The sequence below is a fragment of the Caryophanon latum genome, from assembly GCF_001700325.1.
GTDB classification, from domain to species: Bacteria; Bacillota; Bacilli; order Bacillales_A; family Planococcaceae; genus Caryophanon; species Caryophanon latum.
The window spans coordinates 19,312-38,075 of record NZ_MATO01000013.1 but is presented as its reverse complement, the minus strand read 5'-3'; the positions used below and the strand labels follow the sequence as shown (position 1 = coordinate 38,075).

General features: G+C 44.2%; 13 protein-coding genes, 1 riboswitch and 1 other annotated feature. Of the genes, 6 read left to right on the top strand and 7 right to left on the bottom strand.

What is annotated here, in order from left to right:
- The first annotated feature begins 169 nt into the window (after nucleotides 1-169).
- Both A6K76_RS03470 and A6K76_RS03465 read left to right on the top strand, forming a co-directional pair.
- Nucleotides 170-1,429, top strand: coding sequence for a BaiN/RdsA family NAD(P)/FAD-dependent oxidoreductase (locus tag A6K76_RS03470; RefSeq protein WP_066462144.1), 1,260 nt, complete (start codon nucleotides 170-172; stop codon nucleotides 1,427-1,429).
- A gap of 238 nt (nucleotides 1,430-1,667) precedes the next feature.
- On the top strand, nucleotides 1,668-3,602 hold the full coding sequence (locus A6K76_RS03465) for a methyl-accepting chemotaxis protein (protein ID WP_169817979.1): 1,935 nt from the start codon (nucleotides 1,668-1,670) through the stop codon (nucleotides 3,600-3,602).
- A gap of 31 nt (nucleotides 3,603-3,633) precedes the next feature.
- Here the strand turns inward: A6K76_RS03465 and A6K76_RS03460 are convergent, their stop codons facing one another.
- From A6K76_RS03460 to leuS, 4 genes are all read right to left on the bottom strand, one after another.
- Entirely contained in the window at nucleotides 3,634-5,217 is a 1,584-nt protein-coding gene (locus A6K76_RS03460) for a Na/Pi cotransporter family protein (protein WP_139108639.1), read from the bottom strand.
- Nucleotides 5,218-5,403: 186 nt separating this feature from the next.
- Nucleotides 5,404-5,838, bottom strand: a complete 435-nt coding sequence (locus A6K76_RS03455; protein WP_066462141.1) for an SRPBCC family protein — start codon at nucleotides 5,836-5,838, stop codon at nucleotides 5,404-5,406.
- 274 nt (nucleotides 5,839-6,112) lie between these two features.
- Nucleotides 6,113-6,304: a hypothetical protein gene (locus A6K76_RS03450; RefSeq protein WP_066462140.1), complete on the bottom strand. Its 192-nt coding sequence runs from the start codon at nucleotides 6,302-6,304 to the stop codon at nucleotides 6,113-6,115.
- A 498-nt stretch (nucleotides 6,305-6,802) separates the two neighbouring features.
- Nucleotides 6,803-9,217, bottom strand: coding sequence for a leucine--tRNA ligase (gene leuS / locus A6K76_RS03445; RefSeq protein WP_066462139.1), 2,415 nt, complete (start codon nucleotides 9,215-9,217; stop codon nucleotides 6,803-6,805).
- Between the two features lie 279 nt (nucleotides 9,218-9,496).
- Nucleotides 9,497-9,715, bottom strand: a binding site (T-box leader).
- Between the two features lie 119 nt (nucleotides 9,716-9,834).
- Between leuS and mnmL the strand changes: the two genes are divergently transcribed.
- Together mnmL and mnmM are read left to right on the top strand one after the other, a co-directional pair.
- Nucleotides 9,835-10,797: a tRNA modification radical SAM protein MnmL/YtqA gene (gene mnmL, locus A6K76_RS03440; RefSeq protein ID WP_066462138.1), complete on the top strand. Its 963-nt coding sequence runs from the start codon at nucleotides 9,835-9,837 to the stop codon at nucleotides 10,795-10,797.
- Nucleotides 10,787-11,365: a tRNA 5-(aminomethyl)-2-thiouridylate-methyltransferase MnmM gene (mnmM, locus tag A6K76_RS03435; RefSeq protein WP_066462188.1), complete on the top strand. Its 579-nt coding sequence runs from the start codon at nucleotides 10,787-10,789 to the stop codon at nucleotides 11,363-11,365. The genes mnmL and mnmM overlap by 11 nt, the downstream gene beginning before the upstream one ends.
- 267 nt (nucleotides 11,366-11,632) lie before the next feature.
- On the opposite strand, the gene A6K76_RS03430 is transcribed toward mnmM, so the two are convergent.
- Both A6K76_RS03430 and A6K76_RS03425 read right to left on the bottom strand, forming a co-directional pair.
- Nucleotides 11,633-13,102, bottom strand: a complete 1,470-nt coding sequence (locus tag A6K76_RS03430) for an alanine/glycine:cation symporter family protein (RefSeq protein ID WP_066462136.1) — start codon at nucleotides 13,100-13,102, stop codon at nucleotides 11,633-11,635.
- Nucleotides 13,103-13,316: 214 nt separating this feature from the next.
- Nucleotides 13,317-14,123 carry an alpha/beta hydrolase gene (locus tag A6K76_RS03425; protein ID WP_066462134.1) on the bottom strand — a complete coding sequence of 269 codons (807 nt, stop codon included), beginning with the start codon at nucleotides 14,121-14,123 and terminating at the stop codon, nucleotides 13,317-13,319.
- A 120-nt stretch (nucleotides 14,124-14,243) separates the two neighbouring features.
- On the opposite strand from A6K76_RS03425, the gene A6K76_RS03420 reads away from it, so the two are divergent.
- Nucleotides 14,244-14,768 (top strand): gamma carbonic anhydrase, encoded by a 525-nt coding sequence (locus tag A6K76_RS03420; RefSeq protein WP_066462132.1) that lies wholly within the window; start codon nucleotides 14,244-14,246, stop codon nucleotides 14,766-14,768.
- 150 nt (nucleotides 14,769-14,918) lie between these two features.
- Here A6K76_RS03420 and metK read toward each other — a convergent pair whose 3' ends face one another.
- Entirely contained in the window at nucleotides 14,919-16,115 is a 1,197-nt protein-coding gene (gene metK / locus A6K76_RS03415; protein ID WP_066462130.1) for a methionine adenosyltransferase, read from the bottom strand.
- Between the two features lie 278 nt (nucleotides 16,116-16,393).
- Nucleotides 16,394-16,510, bottom strand: a riboswitch (SAM riboswitch).
- 220 nt (nucleotides 16,511-16,730) lie between these two features.
- Here metK and pckA point away from each other — a divergent pair.
- The gene (gene pckA / locus A6K76_RS03410) at nucleotides 16,731-18,320 is read left to right on the top strand and encodes a phosphoenolpyruvate carboxykinase (ATP) (RefSeq protein ID WP_066462128.1); all 1,590 of its coding nucleotides are present in this window, start codon (nucleotides 16,731-16,733) and stop codon (nucleotides 18,318-18,320) included.
- The last annotated feature ends 444 nt before the right edge of the window (nucleotides 18,321-18,764 follow it).

Here is an 18,764-nt window from a genome sequence, read left to right as displayed (position 1 = left end):
CGAAAAGCGTCCGCCGAAACAACAGAACAAACGTCGCAAACAAATTACATATGTACGAAAGCGCAAAAACCTATTCAATAGTTTACCTCTCCTCACCTATTTACTCAAATAATTTTTGCATTTCGTGTATACTAAAGCTTTGAACTAAAGAAAGTGAGCGAAAAAAATTATGTATGATGTCATTATTATTGGCGGCGGTCCTTCAGGGCTCATGGCTTCGATCGCCGCAGCAGAACAAAATAAGCGCGTGCTACTGCTTGAAAAAGGTGGCAAGCTCGGCAAAAAATTAGCGATTTCTGGCGGTGGGCGCTGCAACGTCACAAACCGCCTACCTGTTGAAGAAATCGTGAAGCATATTCCAGGAAACGGGCGCTTCATGTACAGCCCATTTACGGTGTACAACAACGAAGACATTATCGCCTTTTTTGAAGGGCTTGGCGTAAAGCTAAAAGAGGAAGACCACGGGCGCATGTTCCCCGTGTCTGACCGCGCACAAGACGTTGTCGATGCGCTGTTAAAGGAAATGAAACGTCTCGGCGTCGAAACGCGTCTGAACACACCGGTATCAAAGCTTGTCATGGACGAAAATAAAGTATTCGGCGTGCGCTTAGAAAACGGTGCAGAAATTCGTACGAACGCAGTTGTCGTAGCAGTTGGTGGTAAAGCTGTGCCACAAACAGGTTCAACAGGTGACGGCTACCCGTGGGCAGAGCGTGCAGGGCATACAGTAACACCTCTGTACCCTACCGAAGTGCCACTTACATCGAAGGAGGACTTCATTTTAGCACGAGAGCTTCAAGGTCTAGCGCTGCGTGACGTTGCTGTATCGGTATTAAATAAAAAAGGAAAGCCACTTATTACACACCAAATGGACATGCTGTTTACGCATTTTGGTTTAAGCGGTCCTGCCATTTTACGCTGTAGCCAGTTTGCGGTGAAAGAGTTCCGCAAAACGGGCGGCGAACCGATTCAAGTGCGCATTCAAACGCTTGTCGATTACAACGAAGAAACGTGCTTCCAAATGTTAAACAAAACGATTAAAGAAGATCCGAAAAAAGCGGTGAAAAACGTATGGAAGTCGCTGACGCAAGAGCGCTGGCTGCTGTTTTTACTACAGCGTGCAGGCATTGACGCAAGCTTAACGGGCGCAGAGCTATCGCAAGAAAAAATTCGTGCGTTCGCGCAGCAGCTTGTCGGCTTCACGATGCTTATTCACGGCTCACAATCGCTCGATAAAGCGTTCGTCACAGGCGGCGGCGTATCGGTAAAAGAAATCGAACCGAAAACGATGGCGTCGAAGAAAAAAGCAGGATTGTTTTTCTGCGGCGAAATTTTAGATATTCATGGCTACACAGGCGGCTACAACATTACGAGCGCGCTCGTTACTGGACGTATTGCGGGCATGAGTGCAGGTGCGCTGTCTATTTAAGCAAATTTATTCTTAAACGAGTAATGTCGTTCATATGTGAATGTGAAAAGCAGCATTTGAAAATTTCCCTTTCATATGCTGCTTTTTCTGTTGTCCTCACATTAAACTTCTTTTTTCTGTCAATTTAGAAACGCATTCCTTCTAAAACGAATATACTATACATATTAAAGAAGGGAGTTTTCACATTATGAAACAGTTATCAATCCGGTGGAAAATCATCAGCTTGGTTCTTTTTATTATGGTGATTGGCATTGGTGCGTTAACGTTTATTAACACACTGCGCGTAACATCAACGACTGAACATAGTATTATTACACAGACGGAGGCAATATCTGAAGGTGTCGAACAAACGGTGACAACCTTTTTAGAAAGCTACGAACAGCAGCTTCATCTATTATTATCAGAGCCCGCGTTATTACAATACACTGCGACAACTACCGCACAAGGCGACGAACCACAGCAAGCATATCGCCCACGTCTACAAGCTTTTATGAATAAAAATAAGGAAGCGCAAGCTATTTATGTCGCGACTCCTACATCCATTATTATTGAACCTCATACACCAAAAATTACTGAAATCGATTCGACCGAGCGCGTTTGGTATAAAGAAGCAATCGCCTCACCTGGAGAAATTATTTGGACTGCTCCGTATGCCGATAGCGTGACAGGTAATCTTATGGTAACAGGGGCGATTGCGTTACAAGACGGCAAAACGGTCATCGGGGCAGATATTTTATTATCGACGCTCGTTTCAATGATGAACGATTTACCGTTTGGCTACGAAGGATTCCCAATTATTTTTGATAGTACCGAAACGGCGATTGTGCACCCGAGCCGCAGCGGTGAGCAATTAAATGACACATCGTATGCATCGATGATTTTAAACGCCGATGCTGACCACGGCATGATGAACATTACGTATGACGGACAAGACGCCATTACGATTTACAATAAAATGAGCGCGATCGATTGGGTCATTAACATCGTCTATTTTGAAAAGAACATTTACGGTGATGTGTATGTACTGTTAAATTACATACTCGTTTTCACTGCGCTCATTTTAGTTATTATGAGCATCGTGCTGTACTTCGCCATTACGTACATGCTCAAGCCGCTTCATACAGTTGAGCGCTCGATTGCACAAATGGCACAAGGCGACTTAACGCAAGATGTACACATTACGACGAGAGACGAGTTTGCGACGCTCGGCAATTATTACAACGACATGAAGCAGCACGTTAGCCATATGATTGAAACAGCGCGTAACTCCGCAACACAAGTCGAAGCACGTTCGCATCATTTAAACTCGATGGCAGACCAAACAGCCGCTTCTAGTCAAGAAATGCTCGGTGTCATTACAGCTATTTCAACCGATGCGACGACGACAGCTGATACGAGCCGCCAAGCACTGCTTCATACGCAGCAGCTATCGGATCAAATGCTACAAATGAACGAAGCAACTGTCGCAATGCGCAGCTTAACGAGCGATGCGACAGCATTAAATACGCACGGTGAGCATACGATGCACGGCCTACAGCAAACGTTCGAGCAATCGACCACAACGTTAAACGACTTAACGCAAGCAGTCGGTGTGCTATCGACGAAAGTAAATGCCATCGATAGCGTCATGGATACGATTATGAGCATTTCTGCGCAAACGAATTTACTCGCGTTAAATGCATCCATTGAAGCAGCTCGTGCAGGCGAAGCAGGGAAAGGCTTTGCCGTCGTAGCTGACGAAGTGCGTAAATTAGCAGAGCAATCCGCAGCCGCAACTGTTGACGTGCGCGAAACGATTCAGCAATTGCAGCACGAAGCATATGCGGTGACGACGCAAATGACACAAATTGAAGCGGACGTTGCGTCACAGCGTCATGCGGTCGTTGAAACGGAGCACGTGTTCCAGCAAATTTCTGAAGTCATTACATCCATTGATAATCGCTTTTGCGACACTGTGTTAAAGCTTGAAGCAATGCTTACATTTAAAGATGCGATCGTCAAAGAAATTGAACTGACCGTGCAAGCAACTGCTTCGACTGCGGCGGCGTGTGAGGAAATGTCCGCAACGTCTGATGACCAGCTCATTGCGATTCGCTCTGTCGCAACAGCAGCCGAGCAGCTGAACGCATTAAGCGAAGAGCTTACAGCGAATATGAAGCATTTTAAACTATAAAAAAACGAAGCGGCGAAAATGCCGCTTCGTTTTATTTCATTTGACGCATTTCATCTAAACGTACGTAATTCGCCATACGCGCGGAAGAACGGAAGAAGTGGAAAATTAAACGGTCCACCCATAAAATCGCTTCCACTTTCGCTGTCGATTGCTCCACATCTACTTCATTCGTAATCGCACGCTCAAAATATTCTTCACGCTTCATACGTCGACGGTCTGCCATTTCTTTAGACGTATTTTCAAGCAACGTCGCTGTGCGAATGAACGCTTCTTTATGATCGATGCGCTCCATCACACGCTCTAGCACGCCGTTGAAGTTTTCCATCGTCTCGTTTTGTAAATATACTGCCTCCGCGTGCTGCTGATCGCGCAACACTTTAATTAAACGCGCTAAATGATCCGTTACGTGCATTAAGTTTAAATGCTTCTCACGGTCGCGCACGTTTGACGATTGAATCATCGCTAAAAATCTGCGCGTTTCCTCTAGTGCAATTTCTACTTCGACAATGCGCTTTTCATACGCATCAGTCGAACGCTTTTCACGAATGAGCAGCATCACGACTTGCGTTAGCTCCTTTAATAGCTGCTGCAACGTATCAAAGCCAACTTGCAATGCAATCGCTGGCATGTTCGTAATGCTGTCGTCTAAATGCTTCGTTAAGCGATTTTCCTTCTCTGGTACGATGCGCATAATAAATGCCGCAAACGGTTTAATGAGCGGCACGAAAATACATGCACCTAACACACTAAACAACGTATGGAACACCGCAATGGCGAGCGTTTCATCAAACGAACCGTTAATGAGCTCTGTTACATAATGCGTCAACGTGAGCATCGGCGCAATACATAGCACGACTAAAATCGCGGTTAACACGTTAAATAGCACATGTGTCATCGACGTACGCTTCGCCGCTACACTTGCCCCCATTGAAGCAATAAGCGCTGTCGCTGTCGTTCCGATATTTTGCCCAATTACTAAATAAATCGCTTGCTCATAATCAATCGCACCTGAAAATAGCGCAGTTAATGTTGCCGCCATCGCTGCAGAAGATGCTTGCATAATGACGGTCATCACAATCCCGATGACAATTAAAATCGCCTTGTTCACAAACGAATCGGCTACGAACGCTTCAAATGAAATCATATTTTGTGCGTTCGCCATACCTGTTTGTAAAAAATCAATTCCTAAAAATAAAAACCCGAAACCAGCTAACACGGTCCCGTACGTTTTATATTGGCGTGGTGCAATCATTTGTGCAAATACACCGATGCCGACCATTGGCAATGAAAACGCCGCTAAGCTTACTTTAAAGCCGATTAACGAGATGATCCACCCCGTACTCGTACTGCCAATGTTTGCCCCGATAATGACACCGATCGACTGCGCAAACGTCAATAACCCGGCACTTACAAAGCCAATCGTTAAAAGCGTCGTCGCTGTTGATGATTGTACAAGCACCGTCATGACAATACCTGAAAATAGTGAGCTAATTGCCCCGCCTGTAAATTTGTTGAGCCATTTTTTTAGTGCGTCGCCCGCAAGCTCCTTTAATCCGTTCGTTAGCATCGTCATGCCGAGCAAAAAGATCCCGATGCCTCCTATTACTGCTGCCACATACTCTCCTCCTTATTACGTCGTACAGCGTTTCACTGTACGTAAGATGCTCGTTCATTCAAGCAATCTTCTTTGTCCATGCCCAGTTGTCGGCGCGGATATACATATGCTTATCTTAACAAATTCTTTACAAATTAAAACAAATAAAAAATAGACAAAGCAATTTCACACTTTGTCTACGAAATGTTATACCGTTTGTTCAATTTTTTCAGCCAACCGATGCGCAAGCTTTTTCGTAACGCTCGGCAACGCAGCATGTAAAAGCGGATTAAGCAACACTGCACTCATTCCTTCTGCCCCACCTTTAATTTGTACAAACATATGCGTCCCTCGTTCGTTCGGCGTTAAAATAACTTGCCCTTGAATCGTGAAATGCTCATTTTTGCCGCGCAGCACAAACGCTAAAATTGTCGGGCGCTGCTCTTTGACAAACGTTACGTCCGCTTCGATTTTTTTCATCGGTAAAATGCCTGACATGACCCAGTGTGATGTGCGCGCGTCCATGTTTTCATGATGGTCGTAATTCGGTGCTAAGTGCGCCCAATAGTCCACATTGCGCAGCGTGTCGTATACGTGCTGCGGTGGTGCTACGATGTCGAGTTCGTATGTCGTTTGTTTCATGGAATGCCCCCCTTTTTAAATTGATTACATATCGGTTGATTTTCGCTCCATTTGGCTCGCTTTCCTAGGGCTCAGCGGCGAACACGATGTTTGTCATGAAGCACGAGCTGTTCCCCTAGGAGTCTCGCCGATTACGCTCACATCAGCACGCAATCAATTTATCTAATATAAGTGTACCGATTTCAAGCAAAAAATCATAATAAAACATCGTGCACATTAACGAAAAAACGGCAAAGCGCTCGCACGTACGCGAACTGCTTGCCGTCATTTCATATTATTTATATTCGCGCTCGAGTTCTTGATAGCGCGTTTGGTACGGGCCACTTTCAGATACGACGGCGTGGTACAGCGCACGCACCGCTAAGTTTTTTTCTAAGCCAGTGTCGCGCTTAATTTGCTTTAGCTCATCGTGAAGTGAGCGTGTTTCGTTAATTAGTTTTAGCATAATTTTTTGATTATATTTCATGTTTGTATTCTCCTTTTTCATTGCGTATTGTATTTGTTGTTTATCAGGAATGTTGATACGTTCATTTATTTATTGGCAGGTCACGTCTTGCGGCTCGCGGGTGCCTCTGCGGTTACTCGAGGCAGAAAAGATTTTGCTCCTGCGGTTACTCGTCGCAGATCCATCTCCTGGGGCTCGGGGGCGAACACGATGTTTGTTCTGAAGGTGGTGACTCGTATAGTGAGTGGCGTTCACCACCTTCCTCAAGCCTCCTCACCGCGAGCAGTTGCAGGGTGTTTCGTCACGAGCTTTTCCCCTAGGATTCTCGCCGCACGCTCCCTGCCACAACGATGTAATTCGAAAGCTAAACCAGCTATATAAAAGGCTTATCAACACATTTGATTTTTTATGTTACAGCAGACACTGCCTCGACGTGGAATGCAACGTCCATTAATCGCACCTTCACAAAAAAAGACCGCCTAAGCGACTAGACTTAGGCAGCCTTTTGTTAGTATACAATTAAATTGCTACGATGTTTACTAATTTACCTGGAATGACAACAACTTTTTTAATGTCTTTGCCTTCGATAAACTCTTGAACCTTTTCATCTGCTAATGCAATTTGCTCTAGCTCTTCTTTCGTTGCGTCTTTTGCAACTTTAATTTTCGCACGTACTTTACCTGCTACTTGTACAACTACTTCCACTTCGTCGTCTACAAGCTTCGATTCATCAAACGTTGGCCATGCAGCGTACGTTAATGATTCTGCATTGCCCATAATGCTCCAAATTTCTTCAGCAACGTGTGGCGCGATCGGTGCGATTAATTTAATGAAGCCTTGTGCGTACTCAGTTGGAATGACTTCTGCTTTGTAGCAATCGTTAATGAACACCATCATTTGTGAAATAGCAGTGTTGAAGCGAATGCCTTCGATATCTTCTGTTACTTTTTTCACTGTTTGGTGATATGACTTTTCAAGGTCTTTATTTTCAACGTTTTGTACTTTGTCCGCTAGCGTGCCTTCTTCTGTTATGAATAAGCGCCAAATGCGGTCTAAGAAGCGACGTGCACCGTCAAGACCGTTCGTTGACCAAGCAACTGAAGCTTCAAGTGGACCCATGAACATTTCGTATAAACGTAATGTGTCGGCACCGTGAGACTCGATAATGTCGTCAGGGTTTACAACGTTCCCTTTTGATTTCGACATTTTTTCGTTCCCTTCACCTAAAATCATCCCTTGGTTAAATAGCTTTTGGAATGGCTCTTTCGTGTGTACAACGCCTAGGTCATATAATACTTTATGCCAGAAGCGCGCGTACAGTAAGTGAAGGACAGCATGCTCTGCACCACCGATGTAAATGTCTACTGGTAACCAGCGCTTCAGTAGCTCTGGGTCTGCAATGGCATTTTCATTCGTCGGATCGATGTAGCGTAAGAAGTACCATGAAGAACCAGCCCACTGCGGCATCGTGTTCGTTTCGCGGCGACCTTTCTTCCCTGTTTCAGGGTCTACAACGTTTACCCACTCTTCAATGTTTGCAAGTGGTGACTCACCAGTACCTGAAGGACGAATGTTTGTCGTCTTCGGTAACTCAAGTGGTAATTGGTCTTCAGGAATTGTCGTCATTGTGCCATCTTCCCAGTGAATAACTGGAATTGGCTCACCCCAATAACGTTGACGAGAGAATAACCAGTCACGTAGGCGGTACGTTACTTTCTTCTCGCCGACACCGTTTTCTTCAAGCCAAGCGATTGCTTTTGCGATACCGTCAGCTTTGTTTAAGCCGTCTAAGAAACCTGAGTTAATGTGTACACCGTCGCCAGTGAACGCTTCTTTGTCGATGTCGCCACCTTCAAGTACTGCTTTAATCGGTAAGTTGAACTCTTTTGCGAATTCGTAGTCGCGCTCGTCATGTGCAGGAACGGCCATAATCGCACCTGAACCGTAAGAAACTAATACGTAGTCCGCAATCCAAATCGGCATTTTTTCGCCGTTAATTGGGTTGATTGCATATGCCCCTGTGAATACACCTGTTTTTTCTTTCGCTAAATCTGTACGCTCAAGGTCTGATTTTAACGATACTTTTTCAAGATATGCTTCGACCGCTTCTTTTTGCTCTGGCGTTGTAATGTCCGCTACTAGCTTATGCTCTGGTGCAAGCACTGCATACGTTGCACCGAATAACGTGTCAGGACGCGTCGTGAACACTTCAAACGTTTGCTCTGAGCCATCGATTGCAAAGCGTACTTGTGCACCTTCAGAACGACCGATCCAGTTGCGCTGCATATCTTTAATTGATTCTGGCCAATCTACTTCTTCTAAATCGTCAAGTAAACGGTCTGCGTACTTCGTAATGCGTAGCACCCATTGACGCATCGGCTTGCGCACAACTGGGTGGCTACCGCGCTCTGATAAACCGTCGATTACTTCTTCATTTGCTAATACTGTACCTAATGCTTCACACCAGTTCACGGCGATTTCGTCTACGTACGCTAAGTCCATTTCCACTAATTTCGTGAAAATCCACTGCGTCCATTTGTAATATTTCGGATCTGTCGTGTTAATTTCACGATCCCAGTCGTACGAGAAACCTAACTCGTTAATTTGACGTTTAAACGTCGCGATATTTTTTTCTGTAAATTCTGCAGGGTCATTCCCTGTATCTAGCGCGTATTGCTCTGCCGGTAAACCGAACGCATCCCAGCCCATTGGATGTAATACGTCGTAGCCGTTCATACGTTTGTAGCGAGATAAAATGTCCGTCGCTGTGTAGCCTTCTGGGTGACCTACGTGTAAGCCAGATCCTGACGGGTACGGGAACATATCAAGCGCGTAAAACTTTTTCTTTGAATCGTCGTTTAACGTTTTGAATGATTTGTTATCTTGCCAATAATTTTGCCATTTTTTTTCGATTTGCTTATGGTTAAAGCTCATGAAAAAACCTCCTCGTAATAAGTTCATATTAGTATGGATTTGGCTGTTCGCTTCATACGGCTCGCTTTCCTGGGGCTCGGCTCAAGCCTCCTCGACGCTCATACTTCGCGTCTGTGGGGTCTTGAGTCACGAGCTGTTCCCCTAGGAGTCTCGCCGCTTCGCTACCAGCCATGCAAACGCCTATGCATTCAACATAGCTGTTACAAAATAATCCATACCACTTAAAATAACTGAAAATTCGTGAAATAAAAAAATCCCGCCCCTCGCCTGCCATAACAGGAAAGGGACGAGAGCATAATGCGATTCTCCCGCGGTACCACCCAATTTAGTGTAACCACTCAACTTAAGCTCTTTAACGCAGAGAAAACGGCAATTCGTGTTTTATTCCACTACTTGCAGACTCCAAGGCGAGTTCACGTCATTGTTTTATTAGCTCGCACCAACCGCTAACTCTCTGAAAAAACGCCAATCGCTACTATTCCTCTTCATAGTCGTTGTGTATTGGCATTAATTTTAATCGAATCTACACAAAATCACAAGCGTTTGTTTTTTACGCATCAAAATTATGGACGTGTGCGCCTCACATGGTACAATAAAGCGTTAAGGAGTGAAGAACAATGACAGAAACAAACTTCCCTTTCCCATCAGATGGAAAGCGTTATTATACATGGAACCGTTATTTACGAAATGAATTTGGCAAGAAAGTATACAAAGTCGCACTCGATGCTGGCTTCGATTGCCCAAACCGTGACGGCACGGTCGCATTCGGCGGCTGTACGTTTTGTTCGGCAGCTGGCTCTGGTGACTTCGCCGGCAATAAAGTCGATCCGATTGCTGTGCAGTTCGAACAAATTAAAGAAAAAATGGAACACAAATGGAAAAACGGCTTAACGATGGCGTACTTCCAAGCGTATACGAACACGCACGCACCGCTCCCAGTCCTGAAAGAAAAATTCGAAGCGGCTCTTGCTTGCGAAGGGGTAATGGGCTTGTCGATTGCAACGCGCCCGGACTGCTTGCCAGACGATGTCGTGGAATATTTAGCTGAACTAAATGAGCGCACGTATTTGTGGGTCGAGCTCGGCTTACAAACGGTGCATGAAAAAACAGCGAGCTTAATTAACCGCGCGCACGACTACGCAACATACGTTGAAGGTGTCAACAAACTGCGCAAGCACGGCATTCGCGTCGTAACACATATCATTAACGGCTTGCCGCTAGAAGACTACGACATGATGATGGAAACAGCGCGCGAAGTTGCAAAGCTCGACGTTCAAGGCATTAAAATCCATCTGCTACACTTATTAAAAGGTACGCCGATGGTTAAGCAATACGAAAAAGGGATGCTCGAATTTATGGATCAAGGCGAGTACGTACAACTTGTGGCAGACCAGCTTGAAATTTTACCGCCCGACATGATCATCCACCGCATTACAGGCGACGGTCCGATTGATTTAATGATTGGTCCGATGTGGAGCGTCAACAAATGGGAAGTGCTAAACGGCATCGACGCAGAGCTTGAGCGTCGTGGCAGCTGGCAAGGAAAACGTTACAACGAGGTAGTAAATGATGAAGCTTAAACGTGTATTACAATACGCACAAGACTTGCTTGCAGATGCAATTGAAGAAGGTGCAACAGTCGTCGACGCCACAGCTGGCAATGGGCACGATACGCTTTTTTTAGCGAAGCTCGTCGGTGACAATGGACAAGTGTATGCGTTTGATGTGCAAAAGGAGGCGGTCGATGCGACACTTCTTCGCCTGCTCGATGAAGGGCTTGAGCACCGCGCACTCGTACTGAAAGACGGACACGAAAACGTCGCGAAATATGTGACGAAGCCAGTGAGCGCTGCCGTATTTAACTTAGGCTATTTACCAGGTAGCGACCACGACATCATTACGAAGCCGAACACGACAATTACCGCTATTGAGGAGCTACTAAAGTTGCTGACGATTGACGGCATAATCGTGCTCGTTATTTATCATGGGCATGAAGGCGGCAAGGAGGAGCGCGACGCTGTTATTGATTACGTGTCACGTCTGCCACAAAAGCATGTGCATGTGCTAAAATATCAATTTTTAAATCAGCAAAATGACCCACCGTTTGTTATCGCATTACAAAAGGTGAAGGAATTGCCTGAGCAATAAACACAAAAGGGGATGAGAAAGCCATCATGACTTTCTCATCCCCTTTCAGTTGCTTTTCACGTCGAGGCAAGCTTTCCGCGGGCGTAGCTTGAGCCGCCTCGCTACGCTGCCGGGTCTCAAGTCTCATGCTCCTGCGGTTACTCGTCGCAAAAAGAATTGCTCCTGCGGTTACTCGTCGCAAAAAGAATTTTCGCTTTTTCCGCGGGCGTCCGCCTCTTATTTCAAGCAACGTAATAACCAAACTGTAAAGACAAGCCTCAACACAGCTTAATCTTCATAACGTTCTGGGTGGTCTTTACGATACTCGTCCCAGAAATCTGCATTTTTAATGCCAAGCTTATGCGGGTCAAACACTGGGTCCTTACCAGCTTTCTTTTGTGCCTCGTAATCGCGCAATGCTGCAATCGCTGGCTTCGTTAAAATTAAACATGCAATGATGTTTACCCATACCATTAAGCCAAGCCCGACGTCACCGAACGCCCATGCTAAGTCACTCGTGCGCACCGTACCGTAAAATGCGGAAGCAAGCAGCACAATTTTTAAAATCCACATTGCAACGGTTGACGATCGATTACCTAATATATAAGTGACGTTCGTTTCTGCAATGTAGTAGTACGCAACGAGTGTTGTGAATGCAAAGAAAAATAGTGCAATTGCTACGAATGCCGAACCGAAGCCTTCAAACGCTGGGAATGCTGCATTTACTGCTGCTTGTGTAAAGCCATTTTGATCAACACCCGGTAGATGCTCAACAATTTGCTCGCCGTCTGCATCCATGACGTTCGTGTTATACGTGCCCATAAACAAAATCATTAACGCTGTTGCTGAACATACTAATAACGTGTCAATGTAAACTGAAGCTGCTTGCACAAGTCCTTGCTTTGCAGGGTGCGATACTTCCGCTGCCGCTGCTGGGTGAGGTCCTGTTCCTTGTCCTGCTTCATTTGAATAAATCGCACGCTTTACGCCCCACGCAATTGCGGCACCGAGCATCCCACCAAACGTTGCATCTACATTAAATGCACTGCGGAAAATCAATCCGAACACTGCTGGCACTTCGGAAATGTTCATAATAATTACGATGACCGCCATTAAAATGTACGCTAACGCCATAAACGGTACGACAAGCTGCGCGAAGTTCGCAATACGCTTAACACCACCGATAATGATAAAAGCAAGTAATACAACAAGAACTGTACCTGTTACCCAAGCTGGAATGTTAAACGCATTCGTTACCGCACCTGAAATCGCATTTGATTGCACGCCAGGCATTAAAAACGCCATCGCGACAATCGCACATACCGCAAACACAATCCCGAACCAACGAATGCCGATCCCTTTTTCGATATAAAACGCTGGACCGCCGCGATATAGCCCGTCTTTTTTCTCTTTATAAATTTGCGCAAGCGTTGACTCCACGTACGCTGTTGAAGCACCTATAAACGCTGTCGCCCACATCCAAAACACTGCTCCTGGACCACCAAATGCGATTGCTGAAGCGGTACCGACGATGTTACCTGTGCCGACACGACCAGACAACGCGATCGATAACGCCTGGAACGACGACACACCCGCTTCTGATTTTTCACCTTTAAACATAAGCTTTACCATATCTTTTACTAAACGAATTTGTACAAATTTCGTTAAAATCGAGAAAAATAGTCCAACAACTAAAATACCATAAATCATCCACGGTCCCCACAAAATGCCGTTCAACCAACTAATGAATGCTTCCATATTATAGCCCCCTTTATATAATTACTTTCTGACCGTCTCCTTTTTAAATTAAGTAGTCTTAAAATTCAATATATTACAAAAGCTACAACATTGCAATGCTTCAATTAGTACAGAACAAAAAAACAACTTGTCGCGCAATCGCTTAACAAGTTGTTTTTTATCGCAGCCTCACGTATGTGTGTCATCATAAAAGTTGCTTCTGTTATAGTACAAATTATTCTACAATATAGCCGAGCGAGCGAAGTGCATTCGCAAAGAAATCCGTCATATAACGTAAAATCTCTTCACGCTCCAATGCCATATGCAAATTGTGCGAGCTGTTTGCCCACCGCTTAAATTGAAACTCTGTAAGCGTTTGCCTTGTTAACCAACGTCTCGTCGCATCTGTATTCGTAATGCGGTCTAATCCCCCTGTCATTACTAACATCGGCTGGTCAGGCATTTCGTCAGCCGGCACCGTGTACATATCTCGCATTAACGACTGCAGCTCATGATACCAGCTAACGGTAATTGTTGTGCTATAAATAGAAGGATCCTCGAAGTTTTCATATCGATGTGGCTCCGTCGTCACATCCTTTAACGTAATGCCATGATTCAACCTCATATTACCTGCAATTTTGGACATGCTTGCAAGCGCACCGGATAATTTACTTGGCGTCGTTTCCAACTGTAGCCAAGGTGATATTAACACAGCGCCGGCGACTTCTACTTGCGTTTTATGTAATGCGTCCATAACAAGCGTTGCGCCAAGTCCTTGACCGATTACAAACACCGGTAGCTGCTCTTTTGCTGCGACTTGAAGCGTTTGCTGTACAAACACTTTATATTGCGTAAACTTCGCATAATGAACAAGCTCACGACGCATTGCATCACCATGCCCTGGTAAGTCCCCCATTACTACTTCATATCCTTGTGCACGTAATCGGTCGATTAGCCACATATACCAATAATGATATTCGTATGCGCTATGTATAATGGCAATTACCGCTTTTGGTGTTCCTTGTGCTTCCCATTTCCACATAATCAACCCTCCATTGCTTCCATTATACACTGTTCGAAAAATTTATTCTTTTGTTTCCTTTCAATGTATAGTTTGTTACGATGTACATACATATACTAATTGAAAAAGGAAGTGTTGGCGATGATTTACCCATACAAAGATAAAACTCCACAAATTGACCCATCAGCATTTATTGCAGACTACGTAACAATTACAGGCGATGTTACAATCGGTGCGGAATCAACAATTTGGTTTAACACGGTCATCCGTGGTGACGTAAACAAAACGATTATCGGCGAACGCGTAAGCATTCAAGATTTAAGTTGCTTACATCAAAGCCCACTTGCTCCACTTATTATTGAAGATGAAGTAACGGTAGGTCACCAAGTTACATTACATAGCTGTACAATTAAAAAACGCGCATTAATCGGCATGGGTTCAATCGTGTTAGACGGTGCTGAAATTGGTGAAGGTGCATTTATCGGTGCCGGTAGCTTAGTCCCACCAGGAAAAAAAATCCCACCGAACATGCTCGCAATGGGCTCACCAGTAAAGGTCATTCGTGAAATTACTGAAGAAGACCGTAAAGACATGGATCGCATCATTCGCGAATATGTGGAAAAAGGGCAATACTACAAATCACTTCAAACAGCGGAAGTGAAGTAATTCTGTTGTTCTTTACTGCGAGCAACAAATCTTTCGCAACAATTCTGTTGATTAGCCCTCTTTATACGGCTAAATCGCTTGTTTTCACGAACTACATACAACAAAAAAACGGCAGAGGGAACGAATCCTTCTGCCGTTTTTTCTATATTATTATAAACCTGCTTTTGCTCTTAAAATGTCCGCTTTATCTGTCGCTTCCCACGGCACATTTAAGTCCGTGCGACCGAAGTGACCGTACGCTGCAGTTTGCTTGTAAATTGGGCGGCGTAAATCTAACATTTTAATGATACCTGCTGGGCGTAAATCGAACTCTTCACGAATCCACTCAACGATTTGCTCTGAATCGACTTTGCCTGTACCGAACGTATCAACCGCAATTGATACCGGACGTGCTACACCAATTGCGTATGCAAGCTGAACTTCCGCGCGATCTGCTAAACCAGCCGCAACGATGTTTTTAGCCACGTAGCGTGCTGCGTATGCTGCTGAACGGTCAACCTTCGTTGCGTCCTTACCAGAGAATGCACCACCGCCGTGACGTGCGTAACCACCATACGTATCCACGATAATTTTACGTCCTGTTAAACCTGCATCCCCTTTAGGACCACCAATTACGAAGCGTCCTGTTGGGTTGATGAAGTATTTCGTATGTTCGTCAAGTAGCTCAGCTGGCACAACTGCTGCGATTACATGCTTTTTCATGTCCTCTTGAATTTGCTCTAATGTCGCTTCCTCATCGTGCTGTGTTGAAATAACAACTGTGTCTACGCGCACTGGTGTGTTATTTTCATCGTATTCAACGGTTACTTGCGTTTTACCATCTGGACGTAAATAATCCAGCGTACCGTTTTTACGTACTTCTGCTAAACGACGTGCTAATTTATGTGCTAATGAGATTGGCATTGGCATAAGCTCTGGTGTTTCGTTACATGCATAACCAAACATTAAACCTTGGTCGCCTGCACCAATTGCTTCTAATTCTTCATCTGTCATTGAACCTTCACGTGCTTCTAACGCTCGGTCAACACCTTGTGCGATATCAGGAGATTGCTCACCTACTGCTACAAGCACCGCTAAGTTTTCTGCATCGAAACCATATTTGCCACGCGTGTAGCCAATTTCCGCTACCGTGTCACGAATGATTCCTTTCATATCTACATACGTAGACGTTGTAATTTCTCCTGCTACTAATACGAGGCCAGTTGTTACCGTTGTTTCACAAGCTACGCGTGCATTTGGATCTGCTGCTAAAATCGCATCTAAAATCGCATCTGAAATTTGATCACAAATTTTATCTGGGTGCCCCTCTGTTACGCTTTCTGAAGTAAATAATCGACGTTGTGTCATGGAATGAATCCTCCTATATATCTTGACGGAATTGCCCGCCCGAATTTTGATACGGTACTCGTTACCCATGTTTAGTCCGCTCATCGTTTAGATTGGACGCCAAGCCACTGCCGCTTTTAACACGAGGAATTCGAAAGATATATAATAGAGAAAAACAAAAAACATTCTTCCCCTTTATACGCTACGATGTTAGAATGTGTTAACAATCGCAACTAAAATAAAAAATCCTTCCGCTCACATTACATGAGGAAAGGATTTCAATTCTCGTTTACCTTTCACTCTTATCGTTCAAGGAATGTCCTTGCATCAGGTTGGCACCAACACGCTATACGTAACGTATATTGCAGGTTGCCGGGTTTCATAGGGCCTGACCCTCCACCAGCTCGGGATAAGAGTATCCGTTCAATGTTTTATAGTACGAAAAAAAGCATGTACTGTCAACTATCGCGCTAAATTTTGTCAATTTTCTAACATTTTAGAGTTAGTAAAAAAAAAGGATAAAATAAATCCCATATTAGTATAGACTAATTGCATCAATGTGCTATACTAATTTTAATATTTCAATAACAAACCGACTTTCAAAGTTGGGAGCATATAAAAGGATGGTAGAATCGAATGAACTCAGTAGAAATTAAGAACGAACTGAATGAACTTTTAAACGGTCAAAATATCCGCACACAACTTTCAGTGCCTCAATTAGTTGAACGTGCAACAGCTCGCGGCGAAGCAACGTTAACAGTTGATGGTGCATTACGTGCTGAAACTGGTAAATACACTGGCCGCTCACCAAAAGATAAATTTATCGTAGAAGAAGAAAGCTCTAAAGGTCAAATTGATTGGGGTAAAGTAAACCAACCAATTTCTGCAGAAGTATTCGATAAGTTATATGTGAAAGTTGTCAACTACTTAAAACAACAAGACGAATTATTCGTATTCAACGGTTATGCTGGCGCAGATAAAGATTCTCGTTTAGCAATCCAAGTAGTAAACGAATTCGCTTGGCACAGCTTATTTGCACATCAATTATTTATCCGCCCAACTGAAGAAGAATTAGCTTCTCACGTTGCAGATTTCACAATCGTATCTGCACCATCATTTAAAGCAGACCCTGCTGTTGATGGCACAAACTCAGAAGCATTCATCATTACGTCTATGGAAAAGAAAATCATCTTAATCGGTGGTACTGAGTACGGCGGCGAAATGAAAAAATCGATTTTCGGTATTATGAACCACATTTTACCACAAAAAGACATCTTCCCAATGCACTGTTCTGCAAACGTTGGTGAAGAGGGCGATGTAACATTATTCTTCGGTTTATCAGGTACTGGTAAAACAACTTTATCAGCAGATCCTGCACGTAAATTAATCGGTGACGATGAACACGGCTGGTCAGACAATGGTGTATTCAATATGGAAGGCGGTTGCTACGCAAAAACGATCAACCTTTCTGCTGAAAACGAGCCAGAAATCTACAACGCAATTAAATTCGGTGCTGTATTAGAAAACGTAGTAATCGACGAAGAGACACGCGTTCCTAACTACGACGACGGATCATTAACAGAAAACACTCGTGTAGCGTACCCAATCGACTACATTGACAATATCGTATTACCATCAGTGGCAGGTCACCCAAATACGATCATCTTCTTAACTGCAGATGCATTTGGCGTATTACCTCCAATCTCTAAATTAACAAAAGAGCAAGCGATGTACCACTTCTTAAGCGGTTTCACATCAAAATTAGCAGGTACTGAGCGTGGCGTAACTGAGCCAGAGCCAGTATTCTCTACATGCTTCGGTTCTCCATTCTTACCACTTCCAGCGACAGTTTACGCTGACATGTTAGGTAAGAAAATCGACGAGCACGGCGCTCAAGTATTTTTAGTAAACACTGGCTGGTCTGGTGGTGGCTACGGCGTTGGTTCACGTATGAAGCTTTCTTACACTCGTGCAATGGTAACGGCTGCAATCGAAGGTAAATTAAACGACGTAGAAACAGTACAAGACGAAGTATTCGGCTTACACGTTCCTCAATTTGTTGAAGGTGTGCCATCAGAAGTATTAAACCCTCGCGATGTATGGGCTGACAAAGATGCTTATGATGCACAAGCTAACCACTTAGCAGGATTATTCAGCGAAAACTTCAAAAAATTCGCTAACGTATCTGAAGAAATTATTTCTAAAGGTGCACCAAAAGTAAAATAATTACACGCGATCTAAAAAACGCATTCGAGACATTATTGTTTCGAATGCGTTTTTATATTCCCCTCTCATTATTTCCATATAATAACTTTAAAAAAATCAACAAAATTACATGCTATTTTGTTTGAACATAATTGTTTTTTTCTTTATATTTTCACAAGTTTGTTAATACGCCATTTTTATACAGTTGAATTGGTTGTTTTCAGTAGCAAAACGGAAATGAATGGAGCGTGTGGAGAGACTACTTGGGGAATAGCTCGTGTCGAAACACCCCGTAAACCGCGACGCTCGACGTAGGAGAGGCGCGGAAGGTGGTGAACGCACGTCCGTGTGGCACAACGTTCATGACAAACATCGTATTCGCCGCCGAGCCCCAGGAATTGATCTGCCTCGAGTAACCGCCGAGGCAAAGCGAGCCGCAATACGCGAACTGCCAGTTGAATGGCG